The organism is Sulfuricurvum sp. PD_MW2, assembly GCF_002633015.1.
GTDB lineage: Bacteria > Campylobacterota > Campylobacteria > Campylobacterales > Sulfurimonadaceae > Sulfuricurvum.
Genome location: NZ_NSIU01000015.1, coordinates 13189 through 33956 on the forward strand (window position 1 = coordinate 13189; position 20768 = coordinate 33956).

General features: G+C 43.2%; 24 protein-coding genes. 7 read left to right on the forward strand and 17 right to left on the reverse strand.

Annotated features, from left to right (window positions below; genetic code table 11):
• Positions 1 to 7: 7 nt before the first annotated feature.
• Positions 8 to 577: a molecular chaperone TorD family protein gene (locus CJD30_RS07795; protein WP_294918072.1), complete on the forward strand. Its 570-nt coding sequence runs from the start codon at positions 8 to 10 to the stop codon at positions 575 to 577.
• Positions 570 to 1658, forward strand: coding sequence for a 4Fe-4S binding protein (locus CJD30_RS07800; protein ID WP_294918073.1), 1089 nt, complete (start codon positions 570 to 572; stop codon positions 1656 to 1658). The genes CJD30_RS07795 and CJD30_RS07800 overlap by 8 nt, the downstream gene beginning before the upstream one ends.
• Here CJD30_RS07800 and CJD30_RS07805 read toward each other — a convergent pair whose 3' ends face one another.
• The 3 genes from CJD30_RS07805 to moaC are packed head-to-tail and all read right to left on the reverse strand — an operon-like array spanning position 1659 to position 3433.
• Positions 1659 to 2702: a DUF6781 family protein gene (locus CJD30_RS07805; RefSeq protein ID WP_294918074.1), complete on the reverse strand. Its 1044-nt coding sequence runs from the start codon at positions 2700 to 2702 to the stop codon at positions 1659 to 1661. It lies immediately after the preceding gene.
• A gap of 10 nt (positions 2703 to 2712) precedes the next feature.
• Positions 2713 to 2982, reverse strand: a complete 270-nt coding sequence (locus CJD30_RS07810) for a DUF493 domain-containing protein (protein ID WP_294918075.1) — start codon at positions 2980 to 2982, stop codon at positions 2713 to 2715.
• Positions 2948 to 3433, reverse strand: a complete 486-nt coding sequence (gene moaC, locus CJD30_RS07815; protein ID WP_294918076.1) for a cyclic pyranopterin monophosphate synthase MoaC — start codon at positions 3431 to 3433, stop codon at positions 2948 to 2950. The genes CJD30_RS07810 and moaC overlap by 35 nt, the downstream gene beginning before the upstream one ends.
• A gap of 242 nt (positions 3434 to 3675) precedes the next feature.
• Here moaC and CJD30_RS07820 point away from each other — a divergent pair, with 242 nt between their 5' ends.
• A complete protein-coding gene (locus tag CJD30_RS07820) occupies positions 3676 to 4557 on the forward strand; it encodes a hypothetical protein (RefSeq protein WP_294918077.1) in 882 nt (293 codons plus the stop codon).
• Here CJD30_RS07820 and mobA read toward each other — a convergent pair.
• The 6 genes from mobA to CJD30_RS07850 form a co-directional block, all read right to left on the reverse strand.
• Entirely contained in the window at positions 4499 to 5083 is a 585-nt protein-coding gene (mobA, locus tag CJD30_RS07825) for a molybdenum cofactor guanylyltransferase MobA (RefSeq protein WP_294918078.1), read from the reverse strand. The genes CJD30_RS07820 and mobA overlap by 59 nt on opposite strands.
• Before the next feature lie 2 nt (positions 5084 to 5085).
• Complete coding sequence (locus CJD30_RS07830) at positions 5086 to 5544, reverse strand: DUF2780 domain-containing protein (RefSeq protein ID WP_294918079.1); 459 nt, start codon at positions 5542 to 5544, stop codon at positions 5086 to 5088.
• A gap of 69 nt (positions 5545 to 5613) precedes the next feature.
• The gene (locus CJD30_RS07835) at positions 5614 to 6882 is read right to left on the reverse strand and encodes a 3-isopropylmalate dehydratase large subunit (RefSeq protein ID WP_294918080.1); all 1269 of its coding nucleotides are present in this window, start codon (positions 6880 to 6882) and stop codon (positions 5614 to 5616) included.
• 69 nt (positions 6883 to 6951) lie between these two features.
• Positions 6952 to 8466: an HD domain-containing phosphohydrolase gene (locus CJD30_RS07840; protein ID WP_366722935.1), complete on the reverse strand. Its 1515-nt coding sequence runs from the start codon at positions 8464 to 8466 to the stop codon at positions 6952 to 6954.
• Positions 8456 to 8857 carry a hypothetical protein gene (locus CJD30_RS07845; RefSeq protein WP_294918081.1) on the reverse strand — a complete coding sequence of 134 codons (402 nt, stop codon included), beginning with the start codon at positions 8855 to 8857 and terminating at the stop codon, positions 8456 to 8458. Before CJD30_RS07845 ends, CJD30_RS07840 begins: the two co-directional genes overlap by 11 nt.
• Positions 8857 to 9846, reverse strand: a complete 990-nt coding sequence (locus tag CJD30_RS07850) for a hypothetical protein (protein WP_294918082.1) — start codon at positions 9844 to 9846, stop codon at positions 8857 to 8859. Before CJD30_RS07850 ends, CJD30_RS07845 begins: the two co-directional genes overlap by 1 nt.
• A gap of 122 nt (positions 9847 to 9968) precedes the next feature.
• Here CJD30_RS07850 and arsC point away from each other — a divergent pair, with 122 nt between their 5' ends.
• Complete coding sequence (gene arsC, locus CJD30_RS07855; RefSeq protein WP_294918083.1) at positions 9969 to 10313, forward strand: arsenate reductase (glutaredoxin); 345 nt, start codon at positions 9969 to 9971, stop codon at positions 10311 to 10313.
• On the opposite strand, the gene CJD30_RS07860 is transcribed toward arsC, so the two are convergent.
• The 5 genes from CJD30_RS07860 to CJD30_RS07880 form a co-directional block, all read right to left on the reverse strand.
• Complete coding sequence (locus CJD30_RS07860) at positions 10310 to 11617, reverse strand: methyl-accepting chemotaxis protein (RefSeq protein ID WP_294918084.1); 1308 nt, start codon at positions 11615 to 11617, stop codon at positions 10310 to 10312. The two genes, arsC and CJD30_RS07860, sit on opposite strands and share 4 nt — an antisense overlap.
• A 73-nt stretch (positions 11618 to 11690) precedes the next feature.
• A complete protein-coding gene (locus CJD30_RS07865) occupies positions 11691 to 11954 on the reverse strand; it encodes a hypothetical protein (RefSeq protein WP_294918086.1) in 264 nt (87 codons plus the stop codon).
• Positions 11955 to 12033: 79 nt separating this feature from the next.
• Positions 12034 to 12480: a nucleoside deaminase gene (locus CJD30_RS07870; RefSeq protein ID WP_294918088.1), complete on the reverse strand. Its 447-nt coding sequence runs from the start codon at positions 12478 to 12480 to the stop codon at positions 12034 to 12036.
• 4 nt (positions 12481 to 12484) lie between these two features.
• Positions 12485 to 13081 (reverse strand): hypothetical protein, encoded by a 597-nt coding sequence (locus CJD30_RS07875; protein WP_294918090.1) that lies wholly within the window; start codon positions 13079 to 13081, stop codon positions 12485 to 12487.
• Complete coding sequence (locus CJD30_RS07880) at positions 13066 to 13827, reverse strand: M15 family metallopeptidase (protein WP_294918092.1); 762 nt, start codon at positions 13825 to 13827, stop codon at positions 13066 to 13068. The genes CJD30_RS07875 and CJD30_RS07880 overlap by 16 nt, the downstream gene beginning before the upstream one ends.
• A 102-nt stretch (positions 13828 to 13929) precedes the next feature.
• Here CJD30_RS07880 and CJD30_RS07885 point away from each other — a divergent pair, with 102 nt between their 5' ends.
• Complete coding sequence (locus CJD30_RS07885; protein WP_294918094.1) at positions 13930 to 14247, forward strand: hypothetical protein; 318 nt, start codon at positions 13930 to 13932, stop codon at positions 14245 to 14247.
• Here the strand turns inward: CJD30_RS07885 and CJD30_RS07890 are convergent.
• Positions 14201 to 15595: a diguanylate cyclase gene (locus tag CJD30_RS07890; protein WP_294918096.1), complete on the reverse strand. Its 1395-nt coding sequence runs from the start codon at positions 15593 to 15595 to the stop codon at positions 14201 to 14203. The genes CJD30_RS07885 and CJD30_RS07890 overlap by 47 nt on opposite strands.
• A 168-nt stretch (positions 15596 to 15763) precedes the next feature.
• Here CJD30_RS07890 and CJD30_RS07895 point away from each other — a divergent pair, with 168 nt between their 5' ends.
• Together CJD30_RS07895 and CJD30_RS07900 are read left to right on the forward strand one after the other, a co-directional pair.
• Positions 15764 to 17101, forward strand: a complete 1338-nt coding sequence (locus CJD30_RS07895) for a diguanylate cyclase (RefSeq protein ID WP_294918098.1) — start codon at positions 15764 to 15766, stop codon at positions 17099 to 17101.
• Entirely contained in the window at positions 17098 to 19620 is a 2523-nt protein-coding gene (locus CJD30_RS07900; RefSeq protein WP_294918100.1) for an EAL domain-containing protein, read from the forward strand. Before CJD30_RS07895 ends, CJD30_RS07900 begins: the two co-directional genes overlap by 4 nt.
• Positions 19621 to 19623: 3 nt before the next feature.
• On the opposite strand, the gene CJD30_RS07905 is transcribed toward CJD30_RS07900, so the two are convergent.
• Together CJD30_RS07905 and CJD30_RS07910 are read right to left on the reverse strand one after the other, a co-directional pair.
• A complete protein-coding gene (locus CJD30_RS07905) occupies positions 19624 to 19914 on the reverse strand; it encodes a c-type cytochrome (protein ID WP_294918102.1) in 291 nt (96 codons plus the stop codon).
• 76 nt (positions 19915 to 19990) lie between these two features.
• Positions 19991 to 20758 carry an RMD1 family protein gene (locus CJD30_RS07910; RefSeq protein WP_294918104.1) on the reverse strand — a complete coding sequence of 256 codons (768 nt, stop codon included), beginning with the start codon at positions 20756 to 20758 and terminating at the stop codon, positions 19991 to 19993.
• Positions 20759 to 20768: the final 10 nt, after the last annotated feature.

Consider the following 20768-nt stretch of genomic DNA (forward strand, 5'->3'; position numbering starts at 1 on the left):
ATTTTCAATGAACAATGAATACCGTTTGTATATTTATGCTTTTCTATCTCGTGTGATGAGTAATATTCCTGACCGTCGTTTTATCCATGATCTCAAAAACAATGAGCAGCTTTTGGAGATTATCGGTGAAGAGACACAAGAGTGGTTTAAAAATACCGATGAAGATGCATTGTATGACGCCATGAATATTGATTATTCTTCGATGTTTATTCTCAATACGCAACCGGTTGAATCGTTTGTGCTCGATGCTAAAAATGAGACGCTTGTAGGATTGCAAAATCCGGTTATGGCGTTTTATTTTACTCATGGATTTGAAGTCAATATGGATCAGACCGATATCATGGCACCGGATCATTTAGGGATTGAGTTTGCTTTTATGCAAATGTTGATTTATCGCAATGAAGTAGAACCTCAATCCGAATTTTTGGATAAGCATCTTTTCCCATGGGTTGTACCGTATATGATGGGGATGAAAAGTATGGCAGAAACCCCGTTTTTCAGAGATATTTGCGATTTTATTGTTGAATTTTTGAGTAGCGACTATGAGTTTTTGAATGGAGAAAATATCCATGGGTAATATGAACTTTATCCAAAAAAACAATCTATTCAGTTTTACCGGGACGCGATGTCTTCGCAATGAGTATTTTCATAATGATTGCCGAATCTGCATCGATGTATGTCCTAAAAATGCGCTCAATATCGTACGGAATAAATTGACGCTGTTTGAAAATGAGTGTGTTGAGTGTGCGGGATGTATCGGAAGTTGTCCTACGGAAGCGTTAGAGATAGAGAGTTTTGATCCGAATGGATTTGCAGCATCGTATCAGCACCAAAACGACAGAACTATTTCGTGTAAAACATCAACGCCGTGTTTGGGTGTCTTTGATGTTGAACATTATACTGTTATGGCACTGCGCACTGAAGAGAGTGTTTTGTGCGACATGAGCCATTGTTCAACATGTGTGCTCAATGAAAACACCCATCTGGAATCGGTAATACGCAGTAAAATCGAAGCGGCAAATCAATTCCTTGAGATGCTTCAAACGTCATCTCGAATAGAAACGATTGAGGAAAAAGAGGAACAGGCATCTCGTCGCGCACTCTTTCGTAAAGGGTTTGAGAAAGTTAAAGAGTCATTGTCGGATGAATCGGTAGCACATATCTCTATGACGCAGGCGCATCATAAGCTTCCAGATCAAAGAATGCCGCTCAAGAGAATTTTGCTGAAAAATTCACTCAAAGAAGTTGTCGGAAATTTAGAGACGACATCGTTTGCGCAAGCAAGTTCGCTCTTCTTTAATAAACAGATTGATTTTCAAGCGTGTACCAATTGCAGCGATTGTACGCAGTTTTGTCCGACCGATGCGCTTTTCCCTAGTTCTGACAAACAGGGCATCTATTTTTCGCAAGGCAAATGTATCGGATGCGGAATATGTGAAGATATTTGTAAAACAAATGCGATCAGCGCTAAAGAGGGATACGATCTTATAAGTATTGCGTTTGATCGTGCGGAACAGCTGGTTCATTATGAGATGGTGATGTGTCATGAATGCCGCTGTCCCTTCCCCTACAAGGGTGGTGAGCCTATTTGTGATCGATGTGAGAGCTATACGAAACAATTTAGCACTATGTTTACGCTAGCCAAGGATATGAAGTAATTACTTCTTATCCATTGCCTCTTTTGCCCCTTTTATAGCACCCTGCATCGTCGATTTGGCGACGCTCCATGCGCGTACCCCAATCGCTTTTGCCTCTTGTGCCGATTTTGAATGCAATAGTTTTGTACCCCGCATCGTTACGCCCCGTTTAATTTTGGAAAGACGGTTCCGCAATAACTCTACGGTCTCTTTGGAGAGGTTGGAGAGCTCATCGGAAGAGGTCTCATGAGAGATTCGTTCAAGATGCTGGAGAATGGATGCACTATTATGGCTTTTGAGCGAATGAAAAATCTGGCTAAAGAGGGTATCGATACGATCAAGTTCGGTTTCGATTGTTTTGTATTCATCGCGATAGAGGGCTTTGACTTCGTCAGGAACATAGAGAAGATACTGATGGAATTTTTCGATCGATTTGATCAATGCACTGCGAATACCGTGCAATGTCCCACGGAAAATGGTATCTGCCTGATTGGGAGTTGCTTCGGCAATGTTGATCGCACTTTGTAATATGCTAGCCAAAATACGGCGTATTCTCACCGCATTGAGAACATTGGCATTGAGTGTTTCAAAGGTGATCTCTTTGATGATCTCATGGAGTGTCTCTTCGATATCGGACCCTTTTTCGAGAGTTGTGATGATGGCACTTTCGGTAATTTCTTCGAGAATATCGAGCAGATCAACGGATTGAAGTTTGACTTGATGGAGTTTTTCAAGCATCTCGTCGGAATTTCCGAGGTGTTTTTCGAGTGCATCGAAAAGGGAGTATTTAAGATGTTGAAGCTCTTCGCTTTTGCGTAAAATTTGACGCTCGATCCGCTCTTTTTGGGCAATAAGCTCTTCGAGTTCATCGTGTAAAGAGTGCCCCTCTTCTTCGAGAATAGCACTGGCGAAAGTTTTGAGTTCTTGCAGTGAGAGTCCGTGAGTGTTCATCGCCCATTCGGTATTGAGTGCATCGATGACCGAAGAGACTTTTGCATCAATGTCTCCGGTTGAGAGATGGCGATAACGGCTTTTGATGTCTCGTTTTAACGTTTCCAAATTCATAGGGTACTCCTTATAACACCATTTTAATGTGGGGATGGGCTTTGAGTGTTTCGTAAAAGTAGGTGCGTTCATCTTCATTATGCACCAGAAGCTCCAAGTTCATGCTGATGTACTTCCCCCCTTTGCTCACATTGGAAGGGTTCAGCGAATAGGAGCGCTCCCCAATAATTTCCATGGCGGCTATTTCGATACCGGCACGTTCGTAGGCAACGACTTTATAACACCATTTGCATGGGTATTCGAGCTCAAGCTTTTGGGTTGTTTCGTTGATAATCACCACTTTTGCCTCCTGATTTGGTTTCGAGCTGGATCGGACCGATCACCATCGATTTGTCAATCGCTTTGAGCATATCATAAATCGTGAGTAATCCGATGCTTGTTCCTGTCAGTGCTTCCATCTCCACTCCGGTTTGTCCACTGAGTTTTGCCGTAACGGTGAGACGAAACCCTGGGAGATCCGGAAGTTCTTCAATGTCACAATGGACACCGCTGAGGTTCAGCGGATGGCACATCGGTATCAGATCGGAGGTTTTTTTTGTCCCCATAATAGCCGCAATGACAGCAGTTTGAAGTACGGGCCCTTTTTTGGCTGTTTGGTTGATGACGGCATTGAATGCACCGGCACTCATGGTGATCAATCCACTCGCAACTGCAGTACGTGAAGTTGTGGTTTTGTCTGAGACATCGACCATTTTTGGGCGGTCACGCTCATCAAGATGGGTTAAATTCATAGTATACTCTTCATTATTCTTTTTATTATTATAGCTTAGAGTTGTTAATCGAGCAGTGATTAAAAATTGATCATAAGAAAGCTTGATTTTGGGTTATAGTTTTAGCATGAGTTTTCGGTAATGCTATCGATAGCATGTAATTCCAAAATCCTCATACCTCCTTCAAAGCATAGGATTGCTCGATTATGGATATAGATGGTAGCAATCCTAAATAGTTAGAAATCCAAACCAAAGGGGAAAAAATGCAAAATTTAGTACGAAGTTATGCTGCAAATGCCCCGTTAATTGAAAAATTTATTATCACTTCCCTTGGAAGGGTCAGTTTAAAAACATTTAACGTGCAACTTGCAGAGAGATTGTATAAAACATTTCCGAGTCTCGAGCTCATTTATCAATGTGATGAGGGATTTGTTCAAAATTCACCCAATATCTATATTGATCGCGAGGAGGCTCATCATGCCGGAGCGGATCGTGCCTATTTGGTCGATGAGAGCGCTCTTGAAAAAGGATACCAAGTAAGCGAACCCTATATCTCTACGGCAACAGGCCATTTGTGTATTACGGTGATTTATGCAGTACCGGAGGGGTATCTGTTTTTAGATTTTCGTGTGCGCAGTTTGTTGGAACGATTTGATCTGATTGAGAAAAACGATGTCTTTAAACGGATCAATCGATCATCGTACGCTGTCATAGGCGGAGGGCTGCTCTTTTTCGGTGTATTCGTGGTTTTGTACGGTTTTTATACATTCGTCGGTTATTTGGTGGGAGCGGAGCCTCTGAGCATGGATACGGTATTTAAACCGATTATCGCATTGACACTGGGGCTAGCGGTTTATGATTTGGGTAAAACGATTTTTGAGCAGGAAGTATTGCCGAAAACACAACATGTGAGCGATGCGTTTAACGCCAAGACATTACTCAATTTTTCGGTATCGATTATTATCGCATTGTTGATTGAGGCGTTATTGGTTGTCTTTAAAATCGCATTGCACGATTATAAAGATTTGCCGTATGCATCGACGCTTATTGCTGCCCTTTCATTTTTGTTATTGGTTTTTGCGGTCTTTATTTATTTGGTTCGCAAAAGCGAGAAAGAGCCTCTTGATACTCGTGAGGATGGTTGAGGTTGGCAAACGGGGTTTCATCGTCGAACTCGACGTATCGAGTCGATGATGAGGCGAGAAGCTTTCCTAAACGGTGATCTCCCTCACGGAGCATCCGCTCAAATTCTCCTACGAGCGAGCGGTGATAGATACCGCAAAGCGGATGGGATCCTGTCAGAGTACGGGCAATCACCGCATCTAGATCTTCGCTGTCTGCATCCAAAAGCGTTTGAAAAACTTCATAATTGACAAACGGTGTATCGACGCTGAGTACCATTATACGTTCATCCTCCAATGCTCTAAATGCACTTACAAATCCTGCCGTAGGTGCATAGTCAACCTCTATTGGATCGAGTATAAAAGGGGCTGAGAAATCAAATTTTTCACGTGTTTTGGTTGAGATAGCGACAACGGAGAAGAGTTTGCTGAGGCGATCGTATTGGAATTCGGCAAGGGTTGGGAAATTGCCGAAAGGGAGGAGAGATTTATCCTGACCCATCCGAGAACTTTTACCCCCGGCAAAGAGGATGCAGGGGATTGAAAACATTATTATTTTGCCATTGCGGCAGCGAGAATTTTATCCATTGCAGGCGTTGCACCGCTTTGGAGATATTGGAGTACCAACGGGGTAAATTTGCTAATCATAGAAGCATCCATCCCCAGAAAGCTAAATTGTGAACCTAACGTCCCCATTCCGAGCAGTCCGGCAGGTGCTGCACCTAACAGGGTACCTGCTTGTGGAACTTGTTTCGTTAATGCTGTAAAATCAGCAGGTTTCATATTGTTTTTGGCATTGTTGATGATAGCCGCTGTTCCTCCAACCGCTTGGGTCGGTGTAATCCCCAAGGTGGAAGTGAGGTTTTTGATGAGTGGATTTGAGGTTAATGAAGCATCCAATGCAGGTGCGGCGCTCTGTGCGGCAGGCGTCAGTGTTTGTACAACAGATCCGAAATCCAAAGCATTGGCATTAGAAATTATCAACAAAGCGGCAAGAAAAAGTGAACGCATAAATATCTCCGGTGAATAAATGTGACTATTATAGCTTAGGAGGATGTATTTCTCCAATAAGGAGAAATATTAGTTGATGGTAGATGGATCGGTAATGTATCCGGCGATCGCAGATGCTGCCGCAACGGCAGAATTGGCGAGATAAACTTTTGAACTGCGCGCTCCCATCCGTCCGACAAAGTTACGGTTGGTAGTAGCAACGGCGACTTCATTGTCTCCTAAAATTCCCATATAACCACCAAGACATGCTCCGCACGTAGGATTGGAAACAACCCCGCCCGCATCGATGATGATATCAATATAGCCCGCTTTGGTCGCTTCGCGCAAAATACGTTGAGTCCCTGGAGTGACAATGAGGCGAACATCCGGATGCACCCGTTTGCCTTTGAGGATTTCAGCAGCAATTTTTAGGTCGCTCAAACGGCCGTTTGTGCAACTTCCGATGAATGCCTGATCAACTTTGATGTTATCGCTAACCGCTTGGCTAAGACTATGTCCGTTACTTGGAAGGAATGGATAGGCGATAACCGGCTCGAGATTACCTACATCGATTTCGAGCACTTGAACGTAAATTGCGTCTTCATCGGAGTAGTGGATTTTTGGTTCACGAGCAAGAGGCTTATCGGAGAGGAATTCAGCCGTAATCGTATCATACGCCACGATACCGCTTTTCGCTCCCGCTTCGATTGCCATATTACACATTGAAAAGCGATCATCCATGCTGAAATACTGGATAGAATCACCCACGAATTCGAGTGTTTGGTACAGGGCACCGTCAACGCCGATCATACGGATGACCTCGAGGATGACGTCTTTTCCGGTCGTATATTTACCCGGTTTGCCGCTTAGGACGACTTTGATAGACTCAGGAACTTTGAACCAGTTGCCTCCGGTAACCATAGCGAACGCAAGGTCGGTCGAACCCATACCGGTAGAGAACGCACCGAGAGCTCCGTGGGTACAAGTATGCGAGTCTGCACCGATGATCACATCACCCGGTACGACGAGACCTTTTTCAGGGAGCAATGCGTGCTCGATCCCCATATCTTTTTCATCAAAGAAGTTTTTCATTGCGTATTTTTTTGCAAAATCACGGCTGATGCGCGCTTGGTTCGCAGACGCGATATCTTTTGCAGGGATGAAGTGATCCAAAACGATTGAGAATCCGTCTGGATTAGCAAGTTTTGTCGCTCCCGAATCTTCGAATGCTTTGATCGAAATAGGGGTAGTAATGTCGTTTCCGATAACCATGTCGATCGGTGAACGGACGATCTCTCCCGCATAAACAGGATGTCCGACATGCTCGGAGAATATTTTTTCTGTAATCGTTTGACCCATAATAATACCTTCACAAAGGGGCTAAATAATGGGGTGATTATACCATAGCGTCCCTTAGCCTTTGAGGAATTAGGATTCGTGAATATCTTTAAAAGTTTCTCGGATAGTAATAAATTCGTCTAAGTGATCAAAAAAGATATCGATGAGGTGAGGATCAAAATGACGCCCTTTTTCTTCTTTGAAGAGGGTAAAGATTCGTTCATCATCCCACGCTTTTTTATAAACACGGTCGCTTCCGAGCGCATCAAAGACATCAGCTAACGCTGTGATACGTCCATAAATATGAATATTTTCACCTGCTAATCCTCGTGGATAGCCGCTGCCATCCCATTTTTCATGGTGTTCATATGCAACGATGGCCGCAGCTTGGAGCAGTTTTCTACCGGAGTGTTTTAGCATGTCGTATCCGAGTGCTGCGTGGGTCTCCATAACGCGACGCTCCTCTTCATCAAAACGTCCCGGTTTGTTAAGAACAGCATCGGGAATAGCGACTTTGCCGATATCATGCATAGGAGAAGCTTGTTTAAGCATCTCGGCTTCCTCTTCATCCAGTCCGTAATACAAAGCTAAGAGTTTGGAATATTCCGCAACCCGTTTGACATGGTTTCCCGTCTCTTTGGAACGGCTTTCTCCGATTGAACCCATCGTAAAAACAACTTCGCGCTGGGTATCTTCAATTTCATGGTTTAGTGTTGTGATTTCGCCGAGTGCATGATCCATCCCTTCGATCATCGTATTAAAAGCATTGGAGAGTTGTCCAATTTCATCATCACGATTCACGCTGACTTGCTGTGTATAATCTTGGGTGCGGGTAATCATTTTGGCCGTATCAGAGAGGATAATAACCGGACGAATCAGAGCTGTTGCGACGTAATAGGCGGCGATACCGATAAAACAAGCTCCTAGAAGAAGCAAGGCGATAAACCACTGTTCATATTTGTACAATAACCGATACGCAAAATCTTTTTCTTCTTCCAGAACAATTTTTAAATCGGGATAATTGGTCAGTTTATGAGAAACTTTGAGCGATTCTTCAAAAATAGCCGGTTTGAGAGAGATGGTGCCATCACGATGTTCGAGATAATAGTGGCGCTTGGGTGTATTTGAAAAAAAAGGTCGAAAGTTCTCAAAAGGATAGGTGACCATCAATCTGGCAATCTCTTTTTGAGTGAAATTTGAATGGATAGGGATACTAAAGAGAGGAGTAGTTTTTTTTGTTTGAGCGATGGAAGAGAAATCGCTAGAGGCGATGATTTTTCCATTTGGATCAACAACGTAAAAGTCCCCTTGCATTTTCATATCATTTTTCTTCAAGCTCAGTACCATGCTGATGCGATGATCTAAATCTTGCGTATAAATATCATTCATCACTTCCGATTTTGCAATAAAGAGCATATCGTTATGGAGAGTTTGTAGATACTGATCGATCCGTTCTGAGGTTAATCGTACCTGTGTTTTCATCTCTTGCGTGATCGCTTTGTACTGCTCTTGATAAAAAGAATTACCCAAGAGAATCATGCTTAACGCATAGGGAATAAGGCTGATTCCTAAAAAGAGAAGTATCGTTTTGAGTTTAAAACTCATAGATTACCCTTACCGAGTTATCGACCATCGAAGAGGGGATGTAGCCGATAGATCCCTCGACATTCTGGACAAATGCTTTGATGGATTCATGAGAAGGCTGCGTTGTCGGTGGGCAATTTCCCTGAAAATGCTGTTTCATCCAATAGGTATTGAGCCGATCCCTTCCCATTCCGATCACAGTTGCTTCAAAAGCTATACGGGAAGGCTCTTGTCCTACCAAATTCAGAGGGATGATTTTCTGATCGCCGACACTATGACGTTTTTGGAGATAAATATCGCGTATTTGTTCAACTGTAATCGCGGTGATTGGAACTTTTTTGGAGATGATAAGACTGTATTGGGTTCCAAAGAGGGTTGAGACGAATAGAGACATCAAAAGTAGCGGCTTCATCAGAAGAGTACCGATAATGAAAATAATGCCCGATTCTCATCGTGCAAGGAGTGCCATTGATATTCACCTTTGAGTGATACGGGGTAGAGCGGACGATAGCTGTATCCGAGAATGGCAATATTGTCTTTGTAATTTGTGTGATGATCGTTGAAGTATTCATATCGACCGATGAGGGCATGTTCTTGAGTCACGTGATACATCGTTTGTGCATACCCTGAGAAAGCGTAATCTTCTTGGGTATTAGAATACTGATTTTTAGCTAGAAGCGCCTCTAGGATGAATTGCCATTGACTATCGTCGTATTTGGTTCCGGCTTGCATAAAACGGGTTCGCTGATTGGTTTTGGTGATATATTCTCCGATGCTTACTCCGGCATTGAGTTCCATGGAAAACTCTTGTTCCAAGGCTAGCCCATAAAAGTGAGTATTGGGAAGATTGATATACTCTTCGTCCAAATCTCGATTGTTTTGCCCAAAGAGGTGATAGCGCATACCTTTAGTTTGCGGTACATATCCGTTGATGTCGATCCCGCTCAGCAATCTTGGAAAAAGGAGTGTGCTGTAGAGAGGATTGGAGGTGGTATCACGCAGTACGTTGATCGGTTCTTTGTTCCAGTAGCCTATCGGTGTGATCTGTTTACCGAAACGGATATTGAAAGCATCGGACAGCCAAATATCACCATACAGCCGTTCGGCATGGAATTTCGGGTTTCCCTCTTCTGCCCCGTCGGTGAAGTTTTTATGATAAAAGCGGATGGCTTCGAATTCTGCCAAATAGGATATCGTAGGGTTAATGTCCCCATAAGCCATGAGGGCAACATCATCGAGTGTAAAGGTATCGGTATTTTTATTGGATTCAAATTCTGTAGAAAAATAGCCGCCAACATTCAACGAATCACTATAGTGAATACCACGCCCGAGTTCGTATGGTTCTGCGTGTGCCAAAGTGAGGAAAAGAAGAGAAAAAAGAGATAAAAATTTTAAATACACGTATACCCTCTCTCGACTGCTCAATTATTGAAGTATTCAATCGTAGCATAAAATCAGATAAGGTTTGCTTGCAGATAGAGACGCAAAAAATGATTATAATTCGATAAAAATAAAGAGACTGTATGATCACCATCTGGCATAATCCAAAATGTTCCAAATCACGCGAAGCACTTCAGATTCTTGAGCAAAAAGGGGTGAATTCTGAAGTTTTTAAATACCTCGATACCCCGCCATCACGCGATGAGATCGTTGCCGTGTTACAAAAATTGGGAGTTTCAGCGCGAGAGTTGATGCGAACCAAAGAGGATCTTTATAAAGAACTGGGATTATCTCAGGTCAATGAGGAATCAAAATTGATCGATGCCCTCGCAGAATATCCCAAACTGATCGAACGACCGATTGTGATTGAGGGAAATCGAGCCGTTATCGGGCGCCCGGTTGAAAAAGTGATTGAATTTTTAGGTTAAGTCCGAAATTTTTGAAGCTGCTGATTGAGTTCAGCGGTATTTTGATCGATACCGTTAGCAACGTGGGTGATGGAACTGATGCTTTGTGTATTTGAACATGCGATCGAGTTGATCGAGTCGATTTTGGATGAGATGACTTGCATCCCGTTCATGATATTGAGAAGACCTTCGTTCGAATAGCGGACGCTTTGTGTTGCAATACTCATCAAAGACGATGAAGTTTGAAGCATAACTTGAACCGCATTGGAGTCTTTTGAGACGACGATAATTGAACTAGCCGATTTATCCATTTTTTGGCTGGTGTGGGTAATCGCATCGACGATGGTACGGATCGTAATATTGATTTGAGCAAGGCTCTCTTGCGTCCGTTCCGCGAGTTTACGCACTTCATCCGCAACGACGGCAAATCCTCTGCCGTGCTCTCCCGCACGTGCAGCTTCAATGGCTGCATTCAGCGCTAAAAGATTCGTTTGATCGGCAATCTCCCCGATAATATCGAGAACCCCTCGCACTTCTTGGGCACGGGCGGAGAGCTCTTTGAGATCGTTTGATAGGAGCTGTTGTGTTTGTGCCACGTTTTGAATATCGGTGTTCATCTGCAAAATCTGTTCACTGGCGTGTGAAAGCTGAGTGGATGCTTCGGTGATTTTTAGAGTGGTATCTTCTGCCGATACGGATGTGTTTTGAACAATATTCTGAAGAGTTCCGATTTGCGTATGGGTTTGCGATATATCCGAAGCGCTCATTTCTAATCTCCCTTTGATGAGCGTACAGACACTATTGAGTTCCTGTGCGGAAGAGATACTGCTATTGGATGCCATCTTCATACCGTTGAGTATTTTTTGCAGCGTGTCCATCGAATTGTTCATATCTTGAGCGGCAACGGCCAGTTCATCGCTCCCATCGGTTTCGATCCTCTCCAATAGATCGCCTGCTCGGAGATGCTGTGCCATTTTGGTCAGATTGGCAATATTTTTGAGGAGATATTTCGTAATAAAATGCAAAACGATATGGACGAGGATCATCCCCAGAGGAAAGATGATCGCGATCAGCAGAATCGTTTTTTTAAACTCCTCTTGAGCAATGCTATAGAGATGATTTGCATTGGCAATCTGTATTTCGATGAGTTCGTCTATTTTTGAACTTGCCGGGGAAATACTGTAGGGAAAATCACTTTGAAGCAGATCTAAAATCCCCATTAGCTCCTTTTTTTCCATCGCTTGTTCCAATAAAATGATCGATCGGTCGGCCCGATCAATTATTTTATTGGTTTCGGCGAGCTGTTTTGTCTCATCCGGCGTCAATGTTCCGTTTGTATACTCTTTCCAATTATCGTTAAAAAGGGCATGTGATTTTTTTACTGCAAGGAGAGTCGACTCAAAATCGCCTACCCCTTAGAGAAAGATCGGTCGCTTTTAGGAGGATCTCTTTATCCAGGGCATTTTTACAGCTTCGGAGATTTTGAAGCGGTTGTAGACTTTGGGTATGGATGGTATTGAGGGAGGTATTGGATAAAAAAATTCCGATGACTCCGATGAGAATCGCCACCAGAGCAAACAATTGCGCCATCACAACAATCAGGGTAATCTTTTGCCGTATAGAGAGTTTGGTAAATACCGATAATGATTTACGAGCCGTCATGCAAAACCTTCACTAAAAAAGTGCACAAGTTTAGATACGGATGGTTACGATACGATCACATTACGGTTACCGGAATGTTTTAATACACTTGCTTATCCTCTTTGTTTTGCCATCGGGAAAACAACTCTTTGCCTTTCGCAGAATCGGTTGCTAAGAGTGTAATCGATGTTTCAGGATTGCGAATCATCGTATAAAAGATCCGATCATCAAATCCACCCTCTGCGGCATCATCCATCGACGAAGCATAATAGACGGTGGGAATCCGAGCCCAAAATATTGCCCCCATGCACATGGGACACGGGTAGCAGGAGGTGTATAAGATACAATCCGAAAGATCATGGGTTTGCAGCGTTTCTGAGGCTTTCCGGATCGCATTGATCTCGGCATGGGCAGTAGGGTCGTTGGTTGTGAGGACTTGATTGTGTGCCGATGCGATGATTTCATTGTTGCGAACGATCACGGCACCAAAAGGACCGCCGTCTCCGTGTTCCATACCTTCTAAGGCTTCAAGGAGGGCTTGAGTCATCGGATTATTCATGAGATGGGGCCGTATCTTCTGCAACAAAACGGTGTTCGAAATTAAAGACATTCATTTCGATGACAAAGAAAGAGAGTATCCATAAAAAAGCATCATAAAAATCAAGTGCTTCCCCTTGTATTCCCCAAATAACCGCAAACATAAACAATGCTCCATAGAGGGTGAATTTGAGGATATTTCGCACCGTCCATTCGCTTTTAGCGTAGTGTCCGGGAAAGTAGATGTCGTATTGCAGTACCAAGATGACAAAAATCCATGTCAGAGAGTTGATGAAATCAAGCCATTCCGCTTCGATAAAATAGCTGTAGCACGAGAATAAAACAACACTGTAGCCAAAAAAGCTCAATATACTAATGATCCCTTTTTCGATAAAGCTCCAGTGTTCTTCATTGAGATGATAGGTTTCCCACTCAAAGAGGGCGAGAATCACAACCCATGCCGCCGTTTCTATCGTTTCTGTGAACGTTCCATTGATGGCGAAGAGATAAATATTGAACGTTAGCAGGGCATAGATCATGTATTTAAACAGGATAAATTGTCCTGTTTTGGTTGTGAAGAGACGATGTGCCGTCATTATTTTTCTTTGCATGAAGATACTAAAAGTTCAGGACGGTATTCAAAATGCATCGTATCGTAGTGATACCATCGCCCCCCCCAAATCCAGCCGTGTTTTTCAAAGATCCGTACGATAGAGAGAGGCATTGTATTACGATAGCCGATATGTGCCGTCTCTGAAGGTGCTTCATCTTTCCAATATTGGGTTTTTGTCGGAGCCAGATCGATCGCGATTCCAAAACTGTGCATGGAGAGACGATCGGTGTCTTTGATAACGCGGTAACAATACGTCGTAGCCCCCTCTGCCCAGATGCGATCACGTTTTGGCAACGCAGCAATCTCCTGTCCGATCGCATAGAGCGTTGTATCGGCATCGCCTACTTTATTGACCGGAAGCTTGATAGAACCTTTGAGGGTCGGCCAGCTGATCGACACCAGATTTTTCTCAATGGCTTGTTTGTCTTTGCCGTAGAGGGCTTGGAAAAAAGGTTGATAGCGCAATCGTCCCGGATCAAAAAGATACGGCGGCGGGGTATCGATACCTCCCGCATCATAGCGCTGGGAGAGTTGAGTCTCTAAATCGGCATTGTTGATTTTCTCGTCCCAGGATGATTTTGCAGTAGGGGTTCGGTAGGGTAGTTTGAGTCCATTTTTGAGGACAATACTCTCTTTGTCGGCAGAAGTGATCAACGCCGGATAGGCATCCACGTAGCATTGGGGATTTGCCCAAAGATGGGTAAGTAGTAACGCAGAAGCGGTGAAAAGGGTAAATGGACGCATGATTTCCTCCGATAATGGGTGTTATTTTAGCGCATCTTTTACTTCACAATCACTTCACAGCGCTTTGTCATGATGATACGATCTAAACAATAGGAGTTTCCTATGAAAAAAATACAACCGTGGGTAGTGATAATGAGCACTACCGTTTTATTCGTATCAAGTGCTCAGGCCGGTCATTATGATCGGGGCGATAGATATGAACGCCATGAGAGAATGTCTCATCATCGTGGAGGCAATTGGGTTGTTCCTCTTGTCATCGGCGGAGTCCTTGGGTATGCACTCTCTGAACCGCGCCGCGATACAATCAGCTATGTTCAGAGTAACCCTGTCGTTTATGCACCGCAACCGATGTATCAGGAACAATGGGTTTATTTTAGCGATTGTGATTGTCAGCGTAAAGTTTTGGTTCGGGTTCGCTAATACTCTTTTGTCTTTTGACTATATACATGGCGGTATCGGCGGCTTTGATAAGTGTATCGGACTCTTCCCCATCATCAGGGTAAAGGGCTACTCCGATACTGGCACGGGGATGAAGAACCAAGCCGGAGTTGATAATGACAGGTTCATAAATCGCTGTTTTGATCGCTTCATAAACGCTGTGGAGATGATCTTCCCCTTTGACCTCTTCGATCATAATGATAAATTCATCTCCCCCATAGCGGCAAACGGTATCGCTGTTGCGAAGACATGAACGGATATTGTGTGTTATGCTCTGTAAGAGTTGATCTCCCACTTCATGCCCGTATGTATCATTCACCAGTTTGAAGTCGTTCAAATCGATAAAATAGATGGCCAGTTGCTCTTGTTTTCGTTTGGCGCGGTTCATTGCGTGTTCGAGCCGATCGTACAGCGTGGCACGATTAATAGCTCCGGTCAGAGGGTCATGTTGAACACGATAGGTGAGATCATCCACATGCGATGTGATGTAACTGATATCATGAAGATTGGCGATATAGCTGATAAGACGATTTCGGTGGTAGAGTGCGGTGATAGTAATGCTGAAAACTTTTTCTCCGGACCGTGATTTTTTTTCAATTTTGCCTCGCCATGTATGGTTGGCATCAAATTGCGAGAGGATAGCGTTAAAAGCCAAGGCTTCTTTAAAAAGATATTTGCCAATATGCATACCGTAAAGTTCTCCTTGGTCTTCAAGCGCAAGTGCAAAAAATCGTGAATTGGCAAACTCGATAAGCCCTTTATGATTGGTATAGAAGATGGCATCCCCGGCACTCTCCAAAGCACTGGAGCGTTTATGAAGTTCATCGAGCATTTTTTGGGAGTGGGTAATATCCTGTGCCATACAGAGAATATCTCCGTTTTCCAAAAGACGATTGCGCCATTCGCAAAAAATTTCACGATGGTCATGCGTTAAATTATAATTTTTTGAGTAGCTTATCCCATCTTTGGATGCTTTTTTTAAAACAGTATATACATGCGTTTTATCGAAGTTCGGAACGATCAACTCAATAATATTTTTCTCATTTGCATCATCTTCGCTCCATCCAAAAATTGTTTCAGCAGCCTGATTCCATTCGATGATAGAGTGTTTCGAATTTACAACAATGAGGGCAACGGGAGAATCGCTAAAAAATTGTCTGTAACGATTTTGATTTTTAATAAGACGGCGATTTAAAACGAGTGAATGGGTAATCCATAAAGCCAAAACGGCAATCAGTGCAGGAATGGCGAAAATTTCTATCACAACGGAAAAAGGGAGAGAAACCGTACATGATGTAGGGTATGAAAACAATGTATCCGGTAGGAGCATACAAAGAACATAGTAGAAATCATAAGAATTTGGGAAATCCTTTTGGCGGTTTTATGAATTATATTATGTTAAATATTATGATTATATTAAAAGTAGATTATAAAATTTACGTCGATTTGGGGTGGAAAGCGATACAATAAATAGACTAGTAAAGAGGAGATGTGTAATATGTTTTTTCCAACTCTTGGTTTAATCGCCACAACGGATGTCATTTCGGTTGATATCCATCAGAGTATCCAAGACGCGCTGAGCAAAATGCATCAGCATAACCATCGCAGTATTATTGTTGTTAATAAAACACTTCATTATATTATTACGACAAAAGATATTATACGTCTCAAACTTTCCGGAGTTCCGTTTACTACATCTTTGTCAAAAGTCACTTTACGTCCATTGCCGCTCATCGATAAAGAGAGCAATATTATCAATGCGTTGAATCTCACCAATGATAGCGATGAACATATTTGTGTATGCAACAAAGACGGGAGTTTGTACGGTCTTGTGACAAACAGCGATATTGTGGCGAGTGTCGATCCTCAAGTTGTTTTGGAATCATTGCAGATCGCTACTATTTTTGAAAAAAAGTACGGATATAAAAGCTTTTTGCCTGAGACTCCGATGGCTGAAATCTTGGATTACATGAAAGATTCACTGAGTGACTGTGTCATTATCCAAAAAGAAAATACTCCAGCAGGAATTCTCACTTCAAAAGATGTTTTGAAATTCATCGGAGAGGGTAATTCTCCTGAGGTGCCGGTATCGCAAGTGATGTCCTCTCCGGTAGAGATGCTGAGTGAGAAAGCGACGATTCAAGAAGGGTTGGAATATCTTAAAAATCGTCATTTCAAGCGAATCGTCGTAACCAATGATGAGGGGGATGTGGTAGGAATCGTTACACAGCAGGATTTGATTTCACGAACCTATTTGAAATGGTCACAGCTCATGCAGGATCATTTCAAACAGTTTGAAGAAATTACCCAAATTTTGCAGCAAAAAAACCGTCATTTAACACAATTGGCAACCAAAGATGCTTTGACCGAAATCCATAATCGGCATATGTTCGCGGAACTTTTCGCGCAAGAACGCTCGATTGCAAAGCGACAGGGGACAAAGCTGGCTTTGATGATGATCGATCTGGATCATTTCAAACAGGTGAATGATACGTACGGTCATAATATCGGAGATTATGTGTTAAAACATTTTGTCTCTCTTGTGGTCTCTACCATCCGTGAAGCTGACTTATTCGCCCGATGGGGGGGAGAGGAATTTGTATTGCTGTTGAGAAATGTAGGGTGTGAAGAGGGGTATTTGGTCGGAGAAAAAATCCGTAATTTAATTGAGTCGCACCCCTTTGATGAGGTAGGAAGGGTAACCTGCAGCATTGGAGTTACCGAAGTCTCTCCTGAGGATTCGTTGATCGATGCGATTGAACGAGCCGATAATGCATTGTATGCGGCCAAAGACGGCGGACGCAACCGTACGATTGCGTGTGAGATGCGAAAATGAAAAAAAAACTTCTTCAATCGATACTTTCCAATAAAATAATGACGCTCAGAGTGAGCGATACGGTTGCGAAAGCTCTTGAATTAATGAGCGATTATGCTATTAGTTCGGTTGTCATCGCCGATAGCGAGAATCGTCCGATAGGGATTTTTACAGAACATGACGCGTTAAAAGTTGTAGCGGAGTCGATTAAAACCTCTACCCCGTTGGGGGAAGTGATGACACAAAATCCATTTTGTGTCGATCATATGATGGAAATACATGATGCATACGCTCTGATGGAAGAGAAACATTTCCGCCATTTGATTGTTGTGGATAGCGAAGAGCGGTTTGTTGGAGTGATCACGGAGGGGGATTTTCTTCGACATATCGGATTGGAACATTTAACAAAGTTTAAAATCGTTGCCGAGGCTATGAGCGAGTCTCCTCTGATAGTAGAGCTAAAAACGAGTTTGAGCGAAGCGGCATTGTTGATGCAGGAGCGAAAGTGCGACTATGCGATCGTGTTAAACGGTTCCATCCCTATCGGCATTATCACGGAGCGTGATATCGCCCATCGATGTGTTTTGGATACTCATGTACAGGATGAAAAGGTTGAAAATCTCTTTCATCGTGAGATTTTAATCGTAAAAAAAGAGGTTCCCCTTCATCAGGCTGCATCCATGATGGAGGAACACGGCGTTCATCAATTGATTGTTGTGGATACGCAAGGAAAACTCACCGGTATCCTCACCCGTCACGATGTTCTTCATGCGGTACACGGTGCGTATTTTGAATATCTGATCCGTGTAATCGATGAGAAAAGTGCCGCAATAGCGCGAATCAGTGAACGTAAACGGGTTATTCGCACGGAAAAAGAGGAAGTTGAAAAAAATGCAACCAAACTGCGTAAATTGTTTGAAGCGTTGCCGGACGGTATTGTTTTAATCGATAATGCTACTCTCAAAGCAGTTGAATTTAATGAATCTGTACATGAGCATTTGGGATACAGTGCTGAAGAGTTTGCTCAATTAAATGTATCCGATTATGAAGTTATTGAATCTCCAGATGTTACTCGACGAAGAGTTGACACGATTATGCGTGATGGAAGGGATAGTTTTGAGACGATCCATCGTACCAAAGATGGAAGATTATTGAATGTATGGGTTAATGCCGTTGCTGTTAAATTAGGGGAAAACTCCCATATTATTGCTGTTTATCATGATATTACAGAACGTAAACAATACGAAGAGCGGCTTGAAACGCTTGCGAATTTCGATCCTCTCACCGGATTGGCAAATCGAGCTCTTTTTCAGGCACATCTTCAAAACTCTATTGATAAAGCAAAGCGCAACGATACTCAGATCGCCTTGCTGATGTTTGATTTGGACCGTTTTAAAGACATTAATGACAGCTATGGCCACGGTGCGGGAGATGAGCTGCTTCAAATGGCGGCACAACGGTTTTCGACCCGTTTGCGAGACGGTGATTTGATTGCTCGGCTCGGGGGAGATGAGTTTGCCGTCGTGATTGAAAATATAGGTCGTCTTGAGGATGCCGGCAAGCTTGCCGAAGAGATGATTATCGCTTTATCCGAAGAGTACCGTCTTTCCGAAGGGGAAGTGATTCATGTAGGATCGAGTGTAGGTATCGCGATTTATCCTGATAACGGAGAAGATGCGGCTATTTTATTGCAGCATGCGGATGCCGCACTCTATAAAGCCAAATCTGAAGGACGCAGCGGATACAGATATTATACGGATGAACTGACAGATTCTGCACGGCGTAGGATTGAATGTGAAACACGGTTGCGTAGTGCCGTCAGGAATCAAGAATTTCAAGTGTATTATCAACCTCAAGTTCACATACAAACCGGAAGAATTGTAGGTGCGGAAGCATTGATCCGATGGAATGACCCAGAACGAGGGGTGATCTCTCCCGCCGTTTTTATCCCGATAGCCGAAGAGACCGGATTAATCGGCGAGATCGGTGAGTGGGTATTAAATGAGACGTGTCGACAAGGAAAAATTTGGGTAGATCAGGGGCATAGATTGACCTTAGCAGTTAATCTTTCAGCGCATCAGGTACGCCATCAAAATATTCCCAATATGGTTGAAAATGCTTTGAAAAAAACCGGTTATCCTGCCGATCGATTAGAATTGGAACTGACTGAAAGTGCTCTGATGCAGCGGGAAGAGGAGACGGTTTCGATGCTCCATAGTCTTCGAGCGCACGGGATAAGGCTCGCCATCGATGATTTTGGTACAGGGTATTCGTCCCTCTCGTATTTAAAGCGGTTTCCGATAGATGTACTCAAAATTGATAAAAGCTTTGTGGATGATATCCCCTATGAGAATGATGACATGGCGATTGTCAGTGCGATTATTGCGATGGGGCATGCATTGGGCTTTCAGATTTTGGCCGAGGGGACGGAGCGGATTGAGCAGATCGAGTTTTTGAAACAACTCAACTGCACAATGTATCAGGGATACTTTAAAAGTCCACCGGTTCCGGCCGAGGAGTTTGAAAAACTCCTCGCGTAAAGGTTATTTTAGAGAATCAACATACGTTGCAATGGTGCTTAGCTCACTGTCGCTAAGTGCTGTAACAGTCCCTTGCATCAATGCTTTTTGATCTCCGCCGAAAGTCCCTTTTTTGTAGCCTGTTAGTTTGGCTAGCGCTCCGCTTCCTCCTGCAATCGCTTTTCCGGAAATAGACGCTTCTTTTCCATCTATTCCATGACATTCAGCGCACTTGGCACCATAGAGTTTTGCACCATCTGCCGCACACAATACCGATGCGAGTCCTAGAACCGATAAAACCAATAATTTTTTCACCCTTTTTTCCTCCTTTTGTCTGATTGAATCATTGTAGCACAAAATGCATATCTCTATTTCAATCCTATCGATGCTATCAGTGAATAAACTCAAAAACTCCCATCACAATTTCTACAGCGATCAAAATGATGATGATCCACTCCAAAAATTCGCTTTTTTTATGATTGATAATGTCCATGACAAGCATCACATCCTCTTTGATCTGTGAGAGTTTCGAGAGTGCTGTTTCATGCCGATCGTAAAGTTCTAGAATAAAAGCAAGACGGATATAGAGGGCCTCTGCTTCCTCGTTATCCCATAAAATATTCGGTTTGTCCAAAAGTAGCAGATTACTGAGCATATCGTGACGGGTGAGTGCGAGACGTTTGGCAAATTGCATAAGATGGGAACGACGGCTGATTGAAAAAGTATGTATCGATTCGACGATTCGGCGGCTTTGGGAGAAAAGGGTGTCGAGACGTTTTTCATAACGTTCCAAGCCTACGCTTTGAGAGATGGCTAAGGCGATAATATTGAGATTAAGTGTTGAAGCTTCCCGCAAGAAGATCGATTCATTCGTTACATTAAAAGGTGAAGCAAGATGAGGATCGACATGTATTGGATAGTCTTGAGTAATGAGATGTTCGGTATCCAGAGAGATCCGCAACAATGAGAGTGCCTCAAGAATTTGCTTTTTATCCTCTGCGATGAGAGTGAGAACGCCAAACGGAGCTAAAACAACATGGAATGATGCATTGGCGCCGTAGTAACCGTTCTCTAAGCCTTTGCTGAGGGTGATATCAAGAGCGTATTCAACGGTAGAGGTGGTTAACGGATGAGAAAGATTGAGTGAGAGGAGGTTCATTGATATCCCT

Coding starts and splice junctions, on each gene's coding strand:
- CJD30_RS07795 (WP_294918072.1), top strand. CDS start 8: ATGAACAATGAATACCGTTTGTATATTTATGCTTTTCTATCTCGTGTG.
- CJD30_RS07800 (WP_294918073.1), top strand. CDS start 570: ATGGGTAATATGAACTTTATCCAAAAAAACAATCTATTCAGTTTTACC.
- CJD30_RS07805 (WP_294918074.1), bottom strand. CDS start 2,702: ATGAATTTGGAAACGTTAAAACGAGACATCAAAAGCCGTTATCGCCAT.
- moaC (WP_294918076.1), bottom strand. CDS start 3,433: ATGAATTTAACCCATCTTGATGAGCGTGACCGCCCAAAAATGGTCGAT.
- CJD30_RS07820 (WP_294918077.1), top strand. CDS start 3,676: ATGCAAAATTTAGTACGAAGTTATGCTGCAAATGCCCCGTTAATTGAA.
- mobA (WP_294918078.1), bottom strand. CDS start 5,083: ATGTTTTCAATCCCCTGCATCCTCTTTGCCGGGGGTAAAAGTTCTCGG.
- CJD30_RS07830 (WP_294918079.1), bottom strand. CDS start 5,544: ATGCGTTCACTTTTTCTTGCCGCTTTGTTGATAATTTCTAATGCCAAT.
- CJD30_RS07835 (WP_294918080.1), bottom strand. CDS start 6,882: ATGGGTCAAACGATTACAGAAAAAATATTCTCCGAGCATGTCGGACAT.
- CJD30_RS07840 (WP_366722935.1), bottom strand. CDS start 8,466: ATGAGTTTTAAACTCAAAACGATACTTCTCTTTTTAGGAATCAGCCTT.
- CJD30_RS07845 (WP_294918081.1), bottom strand. CDS start 8,857: ATGAAGCCGCTACTTTTGATGTCTCTATTCGTCTCAACCCTCTTTGGA.
- arsC (WP_294918083.1), top strand. CDS start 9,969: ATGATCACCATCTGGCATAATCCAAAATGTTCCAAATCACGCGAAGCA.
- CJD30_RS07865 (WP_294918086.1), bottom strand. CDS start 11,954: ATGACGGCTCGTAAATCATTATCGGTATTTACCAAACTCTCTATACGG.
- CJD30_RS07870 (WP_294918088.1), bottom strand. CDS start 12,480: ATGACTCAAGCCCTCCTTGAAGCCTTAGAAGGTATGGAACACGGAGAC.
- CJD30_RS07875 (WP_294918090.1), bottom strand. CDS start 13,081: ATGCAAAGAAAAATAATGACGGCACATCGTCTCTTCACAACCAAAACA.
- CJD30_RS07880 (WP_294918092.1), bottom strand. CDS start 13,827: ATGCGTCCATTTACCCTTTTCACCGCTTCTGCGTTACTACTTACCCAT.
- CJD30_RS07885 (WP_294918094.1), top strand. CDS start 13,930: ATGAAAAAAATACAACCGTGGGTAGTGATAATGAGCACTACCGTTTTA.
- CJD30_RS07890 (WP_294918096.1), bottom strand. CDS start 15,595: ATGCTCCTACCGGATACATTGTTTTCATACCCTACATCATGTACGGTT.
- CJD30_RS07895 (WP_294918098.1), top strand. CDS start 15,764: ATGTTTTTTCCAACTCTTGGTTTAATCGCCACAACGGATGTCATTTCG.
- CJD30_RS07900 (WP_294918100.1), top strand. CDS start 17,098: ATGAAAAAAAAACTTCTTCAATCGATACTTTCCAATAAAATAATGACG.
- CJD30_RS07910 (WP_294918104.1), bottom strand. CDS start 20,758: ATGAACCTCCTCTCACTCAATCTTTCTCATCCGTTAACCACCTCTACC.